Origin of the sequence: Micromonospora sp. WMMD967 (assembly GCF_029626165.1) — a bacterium.
GTDB lineage: Bacteria > Actinomycetota > Actinomycetes > Mycobacteriales > Micromonosporaceae > Micromonospora > Micromonospora taraxaci.
Map to the genome: position 1 here is coordinate 5661847 of NZ_JARUBK010000001.1, position 15774 is coordinate 5677620.

15 protein-coding genes are annotated in these 15774 nt (G+C 70.5%); 4 read left to right on the plus strand and 11 right to left on the minus strand.

Annotated elements, in window-relative coordinates:
* Position 1: 1 nt before the first annotated feature.
* The 7 genes from O7631_RS25505 to O7631_RS25535 all read right to left on the minus strand — a co-directional run bounded on the left by O7631_RS25505 (position 2) and on the right by O7631_RS25535 (position 7635).
* Entirely contained in the window at positions 2-1291 is a 1290-nt protein-coding gene (locus O7631_RS25505; protein WP_278146586.1) for a sugar ABC transporter substrate-binding protein, read from the minus strand.
* 36 nt (positions 1292-1327) lie between these two features.
* Positions 1328-2167 (minus strand): carbohydrate ABC transporter permease, encoded by an 840-nt coding sequence (locus tag O7631_RS25510; RefSeq protein ID WP_088989072.1) that lies wholly within the window; start codon positions 2165-2167, stop codon positions 1328-1330.
* A gap of 1 nt (position 2168) precedes the next feature.
* Positions 2169-3104, minus strand: coding sequence for a sugar ABC transporter permease (locus O7631_RS25515; RefSeq protein ID WP_278146587.1), 936 nt, complete (start codon positions 3102-3104; stop codon positions 2169-2171).
* The gene (locus O7631_RS25520; RefSeq protein WP_278146588.1) at positions 3101-4201 is read right to left on the minus strand and encodes a LacI family DNA-binding transcriptional regulator; all 1101 of its coding nucleotides are present in this window, start codon (positions 4199-4201) and stop codon (positions 3101-3103) included. Before O7631_RS25520 ends, O7631_RS25515 begins: the two co-directional genes overlap by 4 nt.
* 170 nt (positions 4202-4371) lie before the next feature.
* Positions 4372-6060 carry an ABC-F family ATP-binding cassette domain-containing protein gene (locus tag O7631_RS25525; RefSeq protein ID WP_278146589.1) on the minus strand — a complete coding sequence of 563 codons (1689 nt, stop codon included), beginning with the start codon at positions 6058-6060 and terminating at the stop codon, positions 4372-4374.
* A gap of 211 nt (positions 6061-6271) precedes the next feature.
* Positions 6272-7009, minus strand: coding sequence for an alpha/beta fold hydrolase (locus O7631_RS25530; RefSeq protein WP_278146590.1), 738 nt, complete (start codon positions 7007-7009; stop codon positions 6272-6274).
* Complete coding sequence (locus tag O7631_RS25535; RefSeq protein WP_278146591.1) at positions 7006-7635, minus strand: TetR/AcrR family transcriptional regulator; 630 nt, start codon at positions 7633-7635, stop codon at positions 7006-7008. The genes O7631_RS25530 and O7631_RS25535 overlap by 4 nt, the downstream gene beginning before the upstream one ends.
* Positions 7636-7776: 141 nt before the next feature.
* Here O7631_RS25535 and O7631_RS25540 point away from each other — a divergent pair, with 141 nt between their 5' ends.
* Complete coding sequence (locus O7631_RS25540) at positions 7777-8883, plus strand: aldo/keto reductase (RefSeq protein ID WP_278146592.1); 1107 nt, start codon at positions 7777-7779, stop codon at positions 8881-8883.
* A gap of 149 nt (positions 8884-9032) precedes the next feature.
* On the opposite strand, the gene O7631_RS25545 is transcribed toward O7631_RS25540, so the two are convergent.
* The 3 genes from O7631_RS25545 to O7631_RS25555 form a co-directional block, all read right to left on the minus strand.
* Positions 9033-9998, minus strand: a complete 966-nt coding sequence (locus O7631_RS25545) for an alpha/beta fold hydrolase (protein WP_278146593.1) — start codon at positions 9996-9998, stop codon at positions 9033-9035.
* Between the two features lie 77 nt (positions 9999-10075).
* Positions 10076-10972 (minus strand): acetyltransferase, encoded by an 897-nt coding sequence (locus O7631_RS25550; protein WP_278146594.1) that lies wholly within the window; start codon positions 10970-10972, stop codon positions 10076-10078.
* A gap of 155 nt (positions 10973-11127) precedes the next feature.
* Positions 11128-12324, minus strand: coding sequence for a low temperature requirement protein A (locus O7631_RS25555; protein ID WP_278146595.1), 1197 nt, complete (start codon positions 12322-12324; stop codon positions 11128-11130).
* A 327-nt stretch (positions 12325-12651) separates the two neighbouring features.
* Here O7631_RS25555 and O7631_RS25560 point away from each other — a divergent pair, with 327 nt between their 5' ends.
* Positions 12652-13755, plus strand: coding sequence for a glycoside hydrolase family protein (locus O7631_RS25560; protein ID WP_278146596.1), 1104 nt, complete (start codon positions 12652-12654; stop codon positions 13753-13755).
* 7 nt (positions 13756-13762) lie between these two features.
* Here O7631_RS25560 and O7631_RS25565 read toward each other — a convergent pair whose 3' ends face one another.
* Positions 13763-14647, minus strand: coding sequence for an NAD(P)-dependent oxidoreductase (locus O7631_RS25565; protein WP_278146597.1), 885 nt, complete (start codon positions 14645-14647; stop codon positions 13763-13765).
* Between the two features lie 153 nt (positions 14648-14800).
* Between O7631_RS25565 and O7631_RS25570 the strand changes: the two genes are divergently transcribed.
* Positions 14801-15256, plus strand: a complete 456-nt coding sequence (locus tag O7631_RS25570) for a pyridoxamine 5'-phosphate oxidase family protein (RefSeq protein ID WP_278146598.1) — start codon at positions 14801-14803, stop codon at positions 15254-15256.
* 88 nt (positions 15257-15344) lie between these two features.
* A complete protein-coding gene (locus O7631_RS25575; RefSeq protein WP_269679464.1) occupies positions 15345-15764 on the plus strand; it encodes a PPOX class F420-dependent oxidoreductase in 420 nt (139 codons plus the stop codon).
* Positions 15765-15774: the final 10 nt, after the last annotated feature.

Consider the following 15774-nt stretch of genomic DNA (forward strand, 5'->3'; position numbering starts at 1 on the left):
GTTACCTCGAAACCTGCTTGCCACCGTCGACCAACTGCGTACCGAGCTGATCGATGGTGATCTTGTTGGCGAAGTACTGCTGGAGAGCCGGGGTGGCGTACTTGGTCTTCCACTCCGGGTAGCCGTCGGCCTGCTGGAACGGGGCGACGGTCAGGTCCTTGGCGCTGGCCGCCGCGACGTCCCAGCCCTGCTTGCCGGCGGTCAGCTTGACCAGTTCCTCGTTGGCCTGCTTGCCGGTCGGCACCAGCCAGTCACCCTTGGCCAGCGCGGCCATGTTGGTCGGGTTCAGGAAGTACTCGAGGAACTGCGCGGCCTGCTTCTTGTGCTTGCTGTCCGCCGAGACCGACAGCGTCTGCGGGTTGGCGGCCTGCTTGGCGGAGAGCCCCTTGAGCGGCGGCAGCGTGACCCACTCGAAGCCGGCCGGCGCCTGCTCGACCATCTGCTGACGCAGCGACACCGAGCCGGGCAGCATCGCGTACTTGCCGCCGAAGAAACCGGGCAGGGTGTCCGCGCCGCTCATGCCGAGCGCCTCCGGGGAGGCCGACTTGGCGGTGTAGAGCATGTCGTGGATCCGCTTCGGAATCTCCTTCTCGCCGTCACCGACCTTCACCTCGGCACGCCGGCCGTCGCCGTAGAAGAACGTGCCGTCGTAGTTGAGCGCCAGGTTGAGCACCCGGTTGGTCGGCGACTTCAGCGCCCAGGCCGCGCCGTACTGGCCGGGCTTGGTGAGCTTCTGCGCGTTGGTCTGGAACTCGTCCCAGGTCCATCCGCTGTCGGCCGGCGGCACCGCGATGCCGGCGGCGTCGAGCAGCTTCTTGTTGGCGATGACGACCTGCGACTCCAGCAGGAACGGCACGCCGGTGACCTTGCCGTCGACGGTGGCGGTGTCCCAGATGCCCTTGTCGATCTGGCCCTTCAGGTCGTCGGACACCAGGTCGGACAGGTCGGCCAGGTAGCCCTGCTTGCTGAACTCACCGATCGAGGACGCCTCGTAGTGCACGATGTCCGGCGCGTCGCCCCCCTCGAACGACGTGAGGAGCTGGTCGTGCACGGAGTTCCAGTCACCCTGGACGTACTCGACCTGGATGTCCGGGTGTTCGGCGTTCCACTTCGCGACGAGGTCCTTGTTGACCTGGAGCGACTCCTTCTGCCAGGCGAGGCTGAGGAAGCGCAGCTTGACCGGGCCGGACGCGGCCTCGTCGCCGCCGTCACCGCACGCGGTGAGCGCGCCGAGGCCGACGACCGCGACCGCGGCGGCCGCGGCGAGCCGACGGAATCGGGTACGGAGCATGGGGGTTACCTCCTTGGTGGTGGTTGGGGGGACGTCTCAGCCCTTGACCGCGCCCGCGAGCGACCCGGACGAGAGCCGGCGCTGCATGAACGCGAAGAAGATGAGGCTGGGCAGTGTGGCGAGCAGTGAACCGGCGGCCAGTGGCCCCAGTCGGGCGGTGCCCTCGATGCCGACGAACCGGGCCAACGCCACCGGCAGGGTGGCCAACTCCGGGGTCTTGATCAGCACCAGTGCGAAGAAGAACTCGTTCCAGGCCGAGATGAAGGAGAACAGCGCGGTCGCGACCAGGCCCGGGGCGAGCAGCGGGAAGACCACCCGCCGCAGGACCTGCACCCGACTCGCCCCGTCGACCGAGGCGGCTTCCTCCAGCTCGCGCGGAATGTTGCGGACGAAGCCCTGCAACATCCACAGCGCGAACGGCAGCGCCCAGACCACGTAGATCAGCACCAGGCCGGCGTGCGTGTTGGCCAGGCCGACCTGCCGCAGCACCAGGAAGATCGGGATGATCAGCAGCACGAACGGGAAGAGCTGGGACAGCAGCACCCAGCCCAGCGCGGCGGTGCCGAGCTTGGAGCGGAACCGGGCCAGCGCGTACGACGCCGGCATGGCGACCAGCACGGTCAGCACCGCCGAGGCGAGCGAGACCTGGAGACTGTTGAGCGCCGCCCGTCCCAGCTCCTGCTCGGTGAAGGCCTGGACGAAGTTCTGCAGTGTCGGGTTGTCCGGGATCAACGTCGGGTGCAGCCGGACCAGCTCACGTGGCGGCTTGAACGCCGTGGAGAGCAACCAGACCAGCGGGAACCCGAGGAAGATCAGGTAACCGGCGAGGGCCAGGTACTGCAACGTCCGGCTGGTGCGGCTCGGTTTTCCGAACATGTCAGTTCGCCTCCCTGAGCCGACGACGGAGATAGACGGCGAGCAGCGCGATGATGAGCACGACCATCACGTTGCCGAGCGCGGCGGCGTAGCCGTAGTTGCCGTAGCGGAACGCCTCCTCGTAGGCGAAGAGCATCGGCAGCATCGTCTTGCCGCCCGGCCCGCCGGCGGTCAGGACGTAGACCAGACCGAACGAGTTGAAGTTCCAGATGAAGTCCAGCGAGGTGATGGCCACGATCACCGGCGCCAGGGCGGGCAGCGTGACGTGCCGGAACCGATGCCAGGTGCTGGCTCCGTCCACCGCCGCCGCCTCGTGCAGCTCACGACCCACGCCCTGCAGGCCGGCGAGCAGGACGACAGTGGTCTGCGGCATGCCCGCCCAGACCCCGACGATGATCACCGCAGGGAGGGCGGTGCTGAAGTCGCCGAGCCAGTTGGTACGCAGCCCGTCCGCGCCGACGCGGTGGAAGAACTCGTTGATCAGCCCGGCGTCGGGGTGGTAGACGAGCTTCCAGAGGATGCCGACCACGACCGGAGGCATCGCCCACGGCACCACGGCCAGCACCCGGGCCACGCCCCGGAACCGCAACTGCTGGTTGAGCAGCAGGGCCAGCCCGAGGGCGAGCAGGAACTGCAGGACCGTCACGCCGACGGCCCAGAGCAGGCCGATCTTGAACGAGTTCCAGAACAGTTCGTCGCCCAGTAGTTCGCGGTAGTTGGCGAGGCCGGTGAAGCTGACCTCGACGTTGCGCCCGGCCCGGGCGTCGGTGAAGCCGAGGTAGATGCCTCGCAGCAGCGGAAACACCGAGAGCACCAGGATCGGCAGCAGCGACGGTAGGAGAAGCAGGTAGATGGTGGTGCGGTCGGACCGGAACCGGTTCGGCCGGCGGGCCGGTCCGGTCCGCTCGACGTCCGGCCGTTCGGTCAGGGTGGTCATGCGGTCACCCCTTCGCTGGACGGGTGGGTGGTCGGTGGGGAGCCCGCTGCGGCGGACCGGGGTGCCGGCAGGGTCGCCGCGCTGGACGCGCGGACGGTGAGGCTCGGCGGCACCTGCTCACGGCGCGGCGGCAGGGTCGCGGCGGCCATGCGGTGCAGGAGGAGTTCGGCGGCACGGCGACCTCGTTCGGCCGAGCCGAGCGAGACGCTGGAAAGCTGGGGGAACATCATCCGGGCCAGTTCGGTGTCGTCCATGCCGACCACTGCGACGTCCTGCGGCACCCGACGACCGGCGGCCAGCAGGGCGTGCAGCGCACCGACCGCGATCAGGTCGTTGGCACACACCAGCGCGTCCGGGTCGGTGCGGGCGAGAAGCCGTTCGGTGGCGGACCGGCCGGCGACGTACTGGAAGTCGCCGACCTCGACCAGTTCCTCGTCGAGCGCGATGCCGTGGCGGGCCACCGCGGCCCGGAACCCGGCGTCGCGGGCGGCGCCCGGGACGGTGTCGAGCGGACCGTTGACGAAGCCGATCCGACGCCGGCCGGTGGCGACGAGATGGTCCACGGCCAGGGCCACACCCTGCCGCGAGTCGGTACGCACGTTGTCCACGGGGGCGTCCGCGCCGAGCTGTCCGACCACCACCACCGGCACCGGGCTGTCCACCAGCGCGGTCAGGTGGTCGTCGGTGACCCGGATCGGCGAGACGATCATCCCGTCCACGTAGCGGTTGGCCAGCCGCCGCAGCAGTGCGGTCTCGTTGTCGATCCGCCCGCCGGTGGCGTGCACCAGCAGCTGACGACCGGAGGACGCGACCACCGCCTCGATGGCGCGCATCATCTCCACGTACACCGGGTTGCCGATGTCCTCGACCGCGAGCGCGACCAGGCCGGTGCGCTGGGACTGCAACGAACGGGCGATCGCGTTGGGCACGTAGCCCACCTCCGCCGCCGCCTCGCGAACCTTGCGGATCGTCTCGGGGCTGCCGCCGACGCCGTTGAGCACCCGCGAGGCGGACGCGATGGACACGCCGGCGCGGGCGGCAACGGTGTGCACCGTGGGCCGGCCGTCAGCCGGTTCCTGTAAACGTTTACGACCCACGTTCGGCACCTCCACCCGATAGCTGTAAACGTTTCCGGGGAGTCTGCTCCGCGAATGGCGGAGAGGTCAACCCCCCGTTACGAAAACGTTTCCAACCTCCCCACCCCCGCCCTCGGTGATCAAGAGGTTTGCGTCACGACACGCCGGGCGGGATGACGCAAAGCTCTTGATCACCGTGGCGGGAGGGAGGTGGAGGGCGGGAGGGAGGGCGGGGTTGGGGTCAGGGGCAGTTCTCGGCCGGGCCAGCGGGCGCGGAGTCGTCGGTCGTGGCTCGCCACGACGACCGCGCCCGGGCCGGTGTGCAGGGCCTCCTCCAACTCGTCACAGAGCGCCGGCGAGAGGTGGTTGGTGGGCTCGTCCAGCAGAAGCAGATCCGGCGGGTCGGCCACGAGCACGGCGAGGGCGAGCCGGCGACGCTGTCCCACCGACAGGTCGGCGACGGGCCGATCGAGATCCGCCGACGCGAGCAGCCCGAGTGACGACAGCGGCACCACCTCGGCCCGTTCCGCTCCGACGACGGCGGCGTAGACGCTCCGGGCCGTCCGTTGTGGCTGGTCGAAGACGGTGTCCTGGGTGAGCAGCCCGACGCGCAGGCCCGGCCGTCGGTGAACCGTTCCGCTGCCGTGCAGCCGGCCGGCGAGGACGGCGAGCAGAGTCGACTTTCCCGCACCGTTCGGACCGCTGACCAAAAGTCGGTCGTCGGCCGTCACGACGAGGCGGTCCAGCCGCAGCCGGCCGGGGACCTCCACCATCCGAACCGTGACGACCGGTTCGTCGCCGACACCAGCGGCAGGGGCAGACGCAGCGCCGGGCACGGACGCAGACGCCGGCCTGTGGAAGCGCAACGGCTCCGGTGGCGCGGCGACCTGCTGCCGTTCCAACACCTCCAGGCGACGAGTGGCGTCCCGGACCCGTCGCGAGATCTGGTTCTGCACCCGTCCGGCGGTGTGCCCGTACCCCATCTTCTCGCTGTCGCGGGGAGCCCGCCCGTGGGCGACGTGCTGCCCGGTCACGGCGGCGGCCTCGCGCAGTTCGGCGAGCTGCGCCTGCTCCTCGTCGTAGCGTCGACGCCAGCGTTGCGCCTCGGCCCGCTTGGCGGTCAGGTAGGCGGTGTAGCCGCCGCCGTGCCGGACCGGCCCGTCGACCGCCGGGTCCAGGTCGACGACGTCGGTGCAGACCGCGTCCAGGAACGCGCGGTCGTGACTGGCCAGGACGACCACCCCGGACATCGCCCGGAGCTGGTCCTCGCAGAACGCGGCCGCCGCGTCGTCGAGGTGGTTGGTGGGCTCGTCGAGCAGCAGTGCGCCCGGTCGGCGGATCAGCATCGCCGCGAGGGCGAGGCGACCACGTTGCCCACCGGAAAGCGCGGCGAGCGCGCGGTCGTGGGGTATCGCGCCGAGGCCGAGGCCGTCGAGCACGGTCCGGGCACGCCGGTCGGCATCCCAGGCGTCGCGGTCCTGCGCCCTCTCCAGAACCTCGCCGTACGCGGCCAGCAGCCGGTCGTGGTCCTCGGCGCCCTCCGCGACGGTGGCGAGGTCGGTGCCGATCCGGTCCAGCTCGGCGAGGTCTGCCCGGGCTTCGCGCAGTGCGTCGTCGAGGACCGTGGCGATCGTCGCGGACGGGGTGAAGGGCATCTCCTGGTGCAGGAAACCGACGTCCGGCGGGCGGGTGACGGTGCCGGCGTCGGGCTCGTCGACGCCGGCGAGGACCCGCAGCAGAGTCGTCTTGCCGGTGCCGTTCTCACCGATCAGGCCGATCCGGTGACCGGGCGCGGCGGTCAGGGAGACACCGTCGAGCACTCGACGGGTGCCGCGGACGCACATCAGGTCATGGGCGACGAGGGCTGGTCGAACAGACATGGGGACCTCGAGAATGGGAGATCCGGGCACACACGGGTGGCCCGGCGGGAGCAGGGCATGACGACGGAGGCCGCGGCGACTGCGGCGCGATCACGCGCCCGTCGGCGGCCGGTCCGGGTGCTCACCCGGAGATGTCGTCGTCACCTGCCACGCCTGCTCCGATCTCCGGCAATTCGGCCGCAAGGATAACCGGCCACGCCCGACGCCGCCCTCAGCCGGTGGTCAGGAGCCGGGCGATCGTCGCCGGTTCCGCCAGGTGCGGGAAGTGGCTGCCGGGCAGCACCGTGACGTCGACCTCCGGCAGGGCTTCGGTCAGCCAGGCCAGGTAGCGGGCCGGCGGCTCGGACGAGGTCACCCAGCGGTACGGGATGTTCCGCTCGCCGATCGACACCAGATCGCGGGACCGCTCGGCGGCGATACCCTCGTCGGACCCGTGCAGAATCTCACCCCAGTAGCCCAGCAGCAGATCCGGTCGGGGGTCGGTCGCGGTGGCGACGATCTCGCGCGCCTCGGCCGGCAACGACTCGATGCCCATCCGGGCCAACTGGGCGTCCCACACCCGCCGCCACTCCGGGCCGCGCAGTGTCGGCTCGGCCTGGCGTACGGCGACACCGAACGGGCCGGGCAGCAGGATCTGGTCCAGGTTCACCACGCCACGTACGGGATAGCGCGCCGCGTAGGTGGTGGCAACCACCGCGCCGACGGAATGCCCGACCACGATCGGCGTGGCGACACCCGCCTCGGTCACCTGGGCGTGCACGACCTCGGCGACCTCGGCCATCCGGTAGGACGCCCGTCGGGGAGAGCCGCCGTGGCCGGGCAGGTCGAGGGTGAGGACCTTCCGGTCAGGGTCGATCGTCGCCAGCTCACGCTGGACCGGACCCCACTGTCGCCTGTCGTACGTGAGGCCGTGCAGCAGGACCAACGGTGGGCCGTCGTCGTCGTTCACGGCCGCGCCTCCTCGGGGTTCCGGTCCTCGCGGCGGCCTGCCCGCAGCGAGTCGATGGTGAGGTCGAGGGCTGCCTCGAGGTGGTCGATCTTTCCGGTGGAGAGCAGCAGCAGTACGCCGCCCTGGATGCCGGCCAGGAGCGCCGCCGCCGTGCGGTCGGCGTCCACCCCGGGGGCGACGTCCCCGGTCGACTGCATGTGCCGCACGCCTTCGGCGATCTTGTCCTGCCAACGCCACATGAGCCCGGTGACGATCGCCTGTGCTCCCGGCGCGCGCCGGCCGGTCTGACCGAGCAGTCCGTTGAGGGGGCACTTGACGCCCTGGGCGAGGTAGCGCTCGATGAGCCGGTCGCGCCACGCCATCCAGTTCGGCCAGGACGTCAGGTTGCTGAGCATCGGCTCCTGGTCGGTGAGCACCTGGTCGGCTTCGTGCTGCGCCACCGCGAGCAGCAATTCCTCCTTCCCGTCCGGGAAGTAGTGGAAGAGTTGACCCTTGCTGGTGCCGGTGTGCGCCATCACGTCCTCGAGGCGTACCTCGTCGACACCGCGCTCGCGGATCTCCGCGGCCGCGCCGGCGACGATCCGCGCCCGGGTCGCCTCGCCCTTGCGGGTCAACGCGCGTGTCATGAGACCTCCGTCACCAGCATCCGCCCCGACTTGCCGGGCCCCACCCTAACCAAGGTTTGGACTTGCAGGTCCATTTTTGGCGAGCCAAGGTCTGGCAAGCGGTCCGATCGGGGGCCGACACATGATCGGAAGGACGCAACGATGAACCACTACTACCTGCTCGGTCGGTCGGGTCTGCGGGTCAGCCGGCTGGCGCTGGGCACCATGAACTTCGGCGTCGACGGGTTCCACGCCGCGTACGGCAAGACCGAGGAGGAGTCGGAGCCGATCTTCCGCCGGTACCTGGAGTCGGGCGGGAACTTCATCGACACGGCGGACTTCTACACCGCCGGGGAGAGCGAAAAGATCCTGGGCCGGCTGATCGACCGGGCCGGTGTCCGTGAACGACTCGTGCTGACCAGCAAGTTCACCAACACCGTCGACCCGAGCGACCCGAATGCGAGCGGCAACGGCCGTAAGCACATCATGCGGGCAGTGGAGGCGTCGCTGAGCCGGCTCGGTACCGACTACATCGATCTGTACCTGCTGCACACCTGGGACCGGATCACCCCGATCGAGGAGGTCGTGCACACGCTCGACGACCTGGTGCGCGCCGGCAAGATCCGCTACGCCGGCCTCTCCGACGTACCGGCCTGGTACGCGGCCCGCGCGCAGAGCTACGCCGAGGCGCACGGACTCGCCCCACTGATCAACCTGCAGCTGCCGTACTCCCTGGTCAACCGGGGCGTCGAGGCGGAGTTCGTGTCGATGGCGCAGAACGTGGGCATGGGGCTCACCGCGTGGAGCCCGATCGCTGGCGGCCTGCTCACCGGCAAGTACCGGCGCAGTGGCGACGGCCTGAGCGGGACCGGCCGGTTGACCACCCCCAACGCCGGGGGACGGGAGATCAGCCCCCGCGACTGGCAGGTCATCGACGCCCTGGAGAGCGTGTCCGCCGAGCTGGGCCGCAGCATGGCCCAGGTCGCGATCAACTGGGTCGCCACCCAGCCCTCCGTCGCCTCGGTGATCATCGGGGCGAGCAGCGCCGAACAGGTCAGCAGCAACTTCGAGGCGCTCGACTTCGAGATCCCGGCCGACGCCCGTCGCCGGCTCGACGAGGCCAGCGCACCGCAGCTCGACCTGCCCTACATGATGTTCACCCCGCAGTACCAGTCCTGGGTGGTCAGTCCCGGCCTGTCCATCGGCGACAAGCCGGCCGGCTACGCCCCGCCGGTGCTCAACGCCGCCGCTGCCCAGTCCGCCGAGTGACGTGCCGTTGAGCGGTATACCTCAGAGTCATATTTATGACTCTGAGGTATACCGCTCGTTGGCGCATCCGCCCCCGGGCCACCGGGCCGCGCCAGAGCCGGAACCAGAGCTCACTCACCCCGATCACTGCGACCGCTCCGGCGACGGCGTCACCGACTGAGCGGCACGTCCGTCGCCGGAGCCGTCGCACCTTCGTAGAGCGCGACGTACCGCCGCCGCCACCCGTCCCCGTCGGCACCGAGGTTGAGGGTGTTGTGTGCGACGCCCAGCGCCTCGGGCAGAGCGCAGACCCGCAGCGGTACCGCGTTCGCGTCGGCGATGCGGCGTGGCACGTCGACTGCCGCTTCGAGATCCACCACGCCGTCGAGCGGGCTGATCACCACCGCCACGCTTCGCAGGCCGGTGCGTCGAGGCGGGCGCGGCAGCATTCGGGCGATCGACAGGTACTGGGTGACGGCGGCGAGGGAGTACCCGCGCGACGTGACCCGGTCCCGAAGGACGCGACGCCCGTACAGCAGGATGAGGGGTCTGACCGCGTAGGCCGGCGCCTGTCGCGGACTGGGACCGAAGAACGGCGACAGCACCAGCAGGCGGCGTACGGCCGCGCCGGGCACCTGGGCCAACCAGGTGGCGAGCACGGCACCGCCGGAGATCCCCACGACGCCGACTTCGTCGCCCAGGGCCGCCGCGATCGCCCATGCCTGCGCGGCGTACGCCGTCAGCTCCTCGGCCTCGACCCGGTGGTGGGCCTGCCGGTCGACGGTTCCGTGCTGCGGGGCCCGCGGCACCCAGACGTTGTAGCCCCTGTCGAAGAACTCCCGGGCCAGGTCGTCGTACTGCTCCGGCGCGAGGGTGTATCCGTGCAGGAGCAGGACGGCCCGGTCGGTACGGGAGCCGTGGCTGAGCAGACGGCTTCGCGACTCTGGACGGATCTGCGGGTCCGTGGTCTCGTCCGCGACGTGGGCCTCGGCGGCACGGACGGCGGTGTCGAAGTCGAGTGGCTGCGCGGGCGCGAGGCGACGGCCAGGGCGACGTACCGGCCAGAGCCAGAGGCCGGCGACGGCCACCACGACCAGCGCCAGTCCTCCGACGACGAGCGCGAGGATTTCCGGCATGGGCAGATGGTGGCACTGGCGGCGGTCGTCGCCGGCTGAGGGGTACGCCCCCGGTGACAGGGCGCACCCCCGCCCGGCTATTCGGAGGAGGTGGGCGGCGCGAAGGTCACCCGGGTGCGCAACTGCCGGAACCCGGTCCGTTCCAGCTCCGCCAGCACCGCCACCCGGTGCGCATCGACGTCGGCGATGACCTCCCGTGCACCTCCGGCGACGAGCACCCGGACCGCCTCGGCCAGCAGTTCGGGCCGGGCCGCCTCGTCGAGCAGGCCGAGATAGGCGAGCAGCGGGTAGCAGGCGTCCCCGGCGGTGCCGACCAGGCCCACAGGTCGGCCAGCCTCCGACGCGACCCGCCATCCCCGCACCGCGTCCCCCAACCAACCGAGGGGGTCGGTGGCCAGGTCGATGCCGCTGACCACCCGTGCGGTCTCGACGCCGGTCACCACGTCCGGCTCGGCGATCCGGGCGACCAGGGCGTTGATCTCCGCCGTGTCGGCGGGGGTACGGAAGTCGTAGCGCCCGGAGGACGCCGGCAGCGGTGTGCCGGTCCAGGAGCACCGGATCCGTTCCTCCCGCTCGACCAGCCCGGCGAGCTGGGCGGCGGCCATCGGTGCCCGCACCACGGCCAGCACCTCGGGTCGACGCCGCCAGTGCGCCGGCAGGGCGGCGTAGTACAGACCGGGACCGCCGAGTGCCTCGTGGGCGGCGCGCAGCAGCGCGGCGCCCACCTCCGGCTCGGCGTCCAGATCGAACCGGTCCAGCCAGGGTGCGCCGATGGCGCCCGGTGGGAGGAGCCAGGCGGCCCGGCCGACCACCCGGTCGGCGCGCAGTGCGACCCAGGTGGTCTCGGGCCGGTAGCCGCCGCCGGCGACCCCGTCGGCGTAGGTGACCTGGCGGAGCTGTGGCAGCGGGTCGGGCATGGAATCGAACACGTGTTCCTCGCCCGCGACGAGCGGACGGATGACCAGATCTGTCATGGCGTGGTCCTTCGGGAAGCGAACGCCCCGGTCAGATCCGCGCGGACGCCGGAGCGCGGAGGGGGCGCAGAACATCGGACATTGTTCTGACCTCCTCCCGGCTCGACGGCGTGCCGACGACCCTACGTGGGGGGTCGGCGGTCCGCAAGCGACCGTCACAACGTCGGGTTGGTCTCCGACCGACGCTTGTGGGCTCGCTGGTCCAACACGGTGATGCCGGCCAGGATCACCGACACGGTGGCCGCCACGGCGACCGGCGGAAGCAATACCATGGGCAGCGCACCCACAACCAGTGCCACCACGCCGAGATAGAGCGCCCGGCACCGCGGCGCGAGCCGGCTCTCCTTCTCCAGGAAGCTGCGGCCGATCAGGAACAGCACCGGGCCACCGAAGACGATGGTCACCAGGGCCCAGTCGATCGGCGGGTGGGGGTCCTCGATGATCTGCCCGAAGCCGACGGCGGTGCAGATGATCCCGCCGACGATGAGCAGCAGGCTGTAGCTCGCCCACCGGGACAGGTTGATCCCCTCCCCGCTGGAGGTCGAGGCGGGACCGGAACTGACGTGGTAGAAGTAGATCCGCCAGAACGCGACGACCGTGACGAACGAGGCGACGAGGGTGATGGTCCCGTCTCGGGAGAAGCCCGGGAAGCTGACCGCGGCACCGGCTTCGAGCACCACCTCGGCGAGCGCGATCATGAAGAACTGGTTGTAGCGCTCGGCGAGATGCGTCTGCGAGACCCTGACGCCCAGCGAGTTGAGCTGCCGCCCGCCCACGCGGGGCACAGGGTAGGTGATGGCGGCGCCGATCAGCTCGATGGCGAGCGCGAGAGTCCAGAAGACGCCCCGACCGAGACCGCCGCTGATGCCACCGCTGATCCAGAGCACACCCGAGGCCAGGTGCCAGGTCAGGATCCGGATCGAGAACCCCTGCGCCGGGTGACCCCGCAGGGCGAACGTGAGGAAGAGCGGTCGACCGACCTGGATGATCACGTAGGTGCAGGCGAAGACGACGCCGCGCTGCCCGAATGCCTGCGGCAGGGAGACCGCCAGCACCAGCGTGCCGAACATCGTCGCCAGCAGGAAGGCCTGGAGTTCGGGACGGCGAGGGTCGTAGGTGCTGGACAGCAGCGCGTTGAGCGACCAGATCATCCACATCGCCGTGAAGAAGAGGACCGTCTGGCCCGCCTCGGACAGCAGCGTGTGCCGGACGATGGTGAGGTCGTCCGCGACCCGCCCGGCGAGGCGGGCGAGCGCGAAGACGTAGACGATGTCGAACAGCAGTTCCAGGACGGTCGCCGAGTTCGGGCTCTTGCTGTCCCCGAGCCCCCGGAACACGGCACGCGTCGACACGGACGGCGGGGCCGCTCAGCCGGCCAGAGCCGCCGACACGGGCACGCCGACGTGCTGACGGTGCTCGGCGACCTGCCCCGCTGCCATAGCTCCGGGCCTCCTCGCCGACCGGTCCCGCCTGTTCACCATGAGGATATTATCCATTTTCGGACCATTTTCGGGGCTTATTACTGATCTCCAGTGGGCACGCCTGCACGGCGCCGCCGCGGTTTCGGCGAAACTGTTATCCGGGTACGGCTGGCGAGTCTCCTGATGTGGGGCGTTGGCGGGATTCCCCCACCGACGCGGCATCGAGTAGCGATGCGAGCACACGAAGGAGTCGAGACGATGCGCGCAACCGGCCCGGGAGAAGCGGACGCCGCGAGGGGCGGTCGAGGTGTCCACGCGGACCCCCGACGCGGGTTGCTCGGCCGCCTCCCGACAGGTGCGCGGCGTCTGCTGTGGCCGCTCGTCGTGGCCGCCGCGGTCGCCGTACTGGTCAGTGGTGTGATCGTCGTGTTGCAACCGACCGGGCCGACGCCCGCCCCGGCCGCGACGCAGGCGGTCGACGCCCCGCCTTCCACCGACCCGGAGCCCGGCACTCCCACCGCGACCACGCCCGCCGCCACGACGAGCCCGACGGCGGTGACCCCCTCGGCGACGCCGTCGGCGAAGCCGACGACCGGACGCCCGGTCGCCCCGGCGGCACCGACGGTGACCTCGAAGCGCAAGGGCGTCGGGGTGTGGACCTTCGACGGGGTCAACCAGGCGCTGGCGAACTCCGGCGCGAGTTGGTACTACACCTGGGACGTGAAGCACCAGGGCGTCACCAGCCCGCAGGGCACCGAGTTCGTCCCGATGATCTGGGGCGCGAAAAGCGTCACCGCCGCCAACCTCCAGCAGGCCAAGCAGAACGGCAGGTACCTGCTCGGGTTCAACGAGCCGGACCTGAAGGGCCAGGCCGAGATGACCGTGGAGCAGGCGCTGGACCTGTGGCCGCAGTTGCAGGCCACCGGCCTTCCGCTGGGCAGCCCGGCGGTGGCCTGGGGCGGTGACCGGCCCGGCGAGTGGCTCGACCGCTTCATGGCCGGCGCGAAGCAGCGCGGCTACCGCGTCGACTTCATCGCCCTGCACTGGTACGGCGGCGACTTCACCACCGCCAACGCGGTCAACCAGCTCAAGTCGTACCTCCAGGGCGTGCACGACCGTTACGGGCTGCCGATCTGGCTCACCGAGTTCGCCCTGATCGACTTCTCCAACGGCGTCCGCTTCCCGACCCAGGCACAGCAGGCCGCGTTCCTCACCGCGGCGACGAAGATGCTCGGTGGCCTGTCCTGGCTACAGCGGTACGCGTGGTTCGGCCTGCCCGCCACGGACAAGGACCAGACCGGGCTGTTCCGCACCGGCAGCGAGGCGACCGCCGTCGGCCGCGCGTACCAGGCGGCGCGCTGACTCCGGCCTACACGTGGTCTCGCCATGAGTGCCGCGGCTCGTAACCGAGCACCCGTCGCGCCTTGTCGATGCTGAGCAGGGTCTCGTGCTCGCCGAGGTCCTTGCGGATCTCGACACCCGGGTAGACCTCGGCCATCAGGCTGGCGCTGGACCTGCTCATCACGGTGTCGGCGTTGGCGATGACGAACACGTCGGCGCCGGGCTGGTCGTGGGCGAGTGCCCGCTCGACCGCCTGCGCGCCGTCGCGGGCGTCGATGTAGCCCCACAGGTTCCACCGGCGCAGCTGAGGGTCGGCGTCGAACGAGGGGAACGGGGCGTAGTCCTCGACGTCCATCACGTTGGAGAAGCGCAGGCCCACCATGACCAGCTCCGGGTCCCAGCGGCAGAAGTGCCGGGCCATCTCCTCCTCGAGTGCCTTGTTCAGGGAGTATGTCGACTCGGGGCGCGGCGCGTACTCCTCGTCGAGCGGCGCGTACGGCGGTGGGGTGTCGAACGGCAGCCCGAGCACCGTCTCGCTGGACGCCCAGACGACCCGCTTGATCCCGGCCGCCCGGGCGGCGGCGAACACGTTGTACGTGGCGGCCGAGTTGTTGGCGAACGTGGTCGCGTTCGACATCAGCCCGGGGGCCGGGACCGCCGCCAGGTGCACGACCGCGTCGACGCCACCCGCGTGTTCGTCGGCGCCCCCGGTGAACGCCTCCACCACCTGCCCGTAGTCGGTCAGGTCGACCAGCAGGAACTCGCCGTCCACGTCGCGGGGGTCGCGGCCGCCGGCGCGGTCCACGGCCAGCACGTCGACGCCGACCGCGCGTAGGTGGGTGACGACGGCGCGGCCGAGCTTTCCGGCGGCACCGGTGACGACGACACGCCTGGGCAGTGCGGGTTTGCTCATGACCACATCTTCGTCGGGGGCGAACGCGGACGCACACGCGGTACCCCTGGCAAGATCGTCAGAAATCGAGAAGCGCCGGTCGCCGGGCCGCACCTAGCGTGATCACCATGACATCCATCGCCATCCGCCACCCGCGAAGTGACCGGAGGAAGCATGACGGACGTTCCGCCGCGCGGGCTTGAGCAGAGACTTCGGGACACTCGCGCCAGACTGGAGAGCGACGTCGACCTCTGGGTCGCGACGGCGGGTTCCCCCGGGGGCGTACACCTCATTCCACTGTCGTTCCTCTGGGACGGGACCGCCTTCCTCGTCTCGACGCCGCGCGCCTCGGTCACCGGCCGCAACCTGGTGGCGGATGGCCGGGTACGACTCAGCCTCGGGCCGACGCGCGACGTCGTCATCGTCGACGGCATCGCTGAGCCGGTGGACATCGCCGACCTCGGCCCTCAGACGGGTGACGCGTTCGCGACCAAGACCGGCTTCGACCCGAGCGTTCTCGACGAGCCCTACCAGTATTTTCTGATCCGACCGCAGCGCATCCAGGCCTGGCGCGAGGCGAACGAGCTGAAGGGACGCGTCCTCATGCGGGACGGCCGCTGGCTCGGCTGACCGCGCGAGGTTTCCGCGCGTACCACCGTGCTGGTGCCTGCGGATGCGTAACGTGCAGGGGTAAACGTTGTCGCCACGAGGAGACCTCATGTCCAAGCCACCGCTTCCCGAGGCCGCGGTCGAGATGCTGCGCAAGCCGAACCCGGCCGTCATGACCACGCTTCGCAACGGTGGTCAGCCGGTGTCCGCCGCCACCTGGTACCTGTGGGAAGACGGTCGGATCCTGGTGAACATGGACGAGAGCCGTCGTCGGTTGGAGCACGTCCGCAACGACCCGCGGGTGTCGCTCACCGTCCTGGACGAGGCCGGCTGGTACACCCATGTCAGCATCATCGGGCACGTCGCCGAACTGCGCGCCGACGAGGACTTCACGGACATCGACCGGTTGGCCAAGCACTACACCGGCAACGCGTACCCCCGGCGTGATCGTGGCCGGGTCAGCGCCCTGATCGAGATCGACCGTTGGCACGGCTGGGGCTCGCTCAAGGACAACAGCCAGATCGGCTGAGCGGCCGGCC

Excerpts from the sequence above, each read along its gene's own strand:
- O7631_RS25505 (WP_278146586.1), bottom strand. The coding sequence starts at position 1,291 with ATGCTCCGTACCCGATTCCGTCGGCTCGCCGCGGCCGCCGCGGTCGCG.
- O7631_RS25510 (WP_088989072.1), bottom strand. The coding sequence starts at position 2,167 with ATGTTCGGAAAACCGAGCCGCACCAGCCGGACGTTGCAGTACCTGGCC.
- O7631_RS25515 (WP_278146587.1), bottom strand. The coding sequence starts at position 3,104 with ATGACCACCCTGACCGAACGGCCGGACGTCGAGCGGACCGGACCGGCC.
- O7631_RS25525 (WP_278146589.1), bottom strand. The coding sequence starts at position 6,060 with ATGTCTGTTCGACCAGCCCTCGTCGCCCATGACCTGATGTGCGTCCGC.
- O7631_RS25535 (WP_278146591.1), bottom strand. The coding sequence starts at position 7,635 with ATGACACGCGCGTTGACCCGCAAGGGCGAGGCGACCCGGGCGCGGATC.
- O7631_RS25540 (WP_278146592.1), top strand. The coding sequence starts at position 7,777 with ATGAACCACTACTACCTGCTCGGTCGGTCGGGTCTGCGGGTCAGCCGG.
- O7631_RS25545 (WP_278146593.1), bottom strand. The coding sequence starts at position 9,998 with ATGCCGGAAATCCTCGCGCTCGTCGTCGGAGGACTGGCGCTGGTCGTG.
- O7631_RS25550 (WP_278146594.1), bottom strand. The coding sequence starts at position 10,972 with ATGACAGATCTGGTCATCCGTCCGCTCGTCGCGGGCGAGGAACACGTG.
- O7631_RS25560 (WP_278146596.1), top strand. The coding sequence starts at position 12,652 with ATGCGCGCAACCGGCCCGGGAGAAGCGGACGCCGCGAGGGGCGGTCGA.
- O7631_RS25565 (WP_278146597.1), bottom strand. The coding sequence starts at position 14,647 with ATGAGCAAACCCGCACTGCCCAGGCGTGTCGTCGTCACCGGTGCCGCC.
- O7631_RS25570 (WP_278146598.1), top strand. The coding sequence starts at position 14,801 with ATGACGGACGTTCCGCCGCGCGGGCTTGAGCAGAGACTTCGGGACACT.
- O7631_RS25575 (WP_269679464.1), top strand. The coding sequence starts at position 15,345 with ATGTCCAAGCCACCGCTTCCCGAGGCCGCGGTCGAGATGCTGCGCAAG.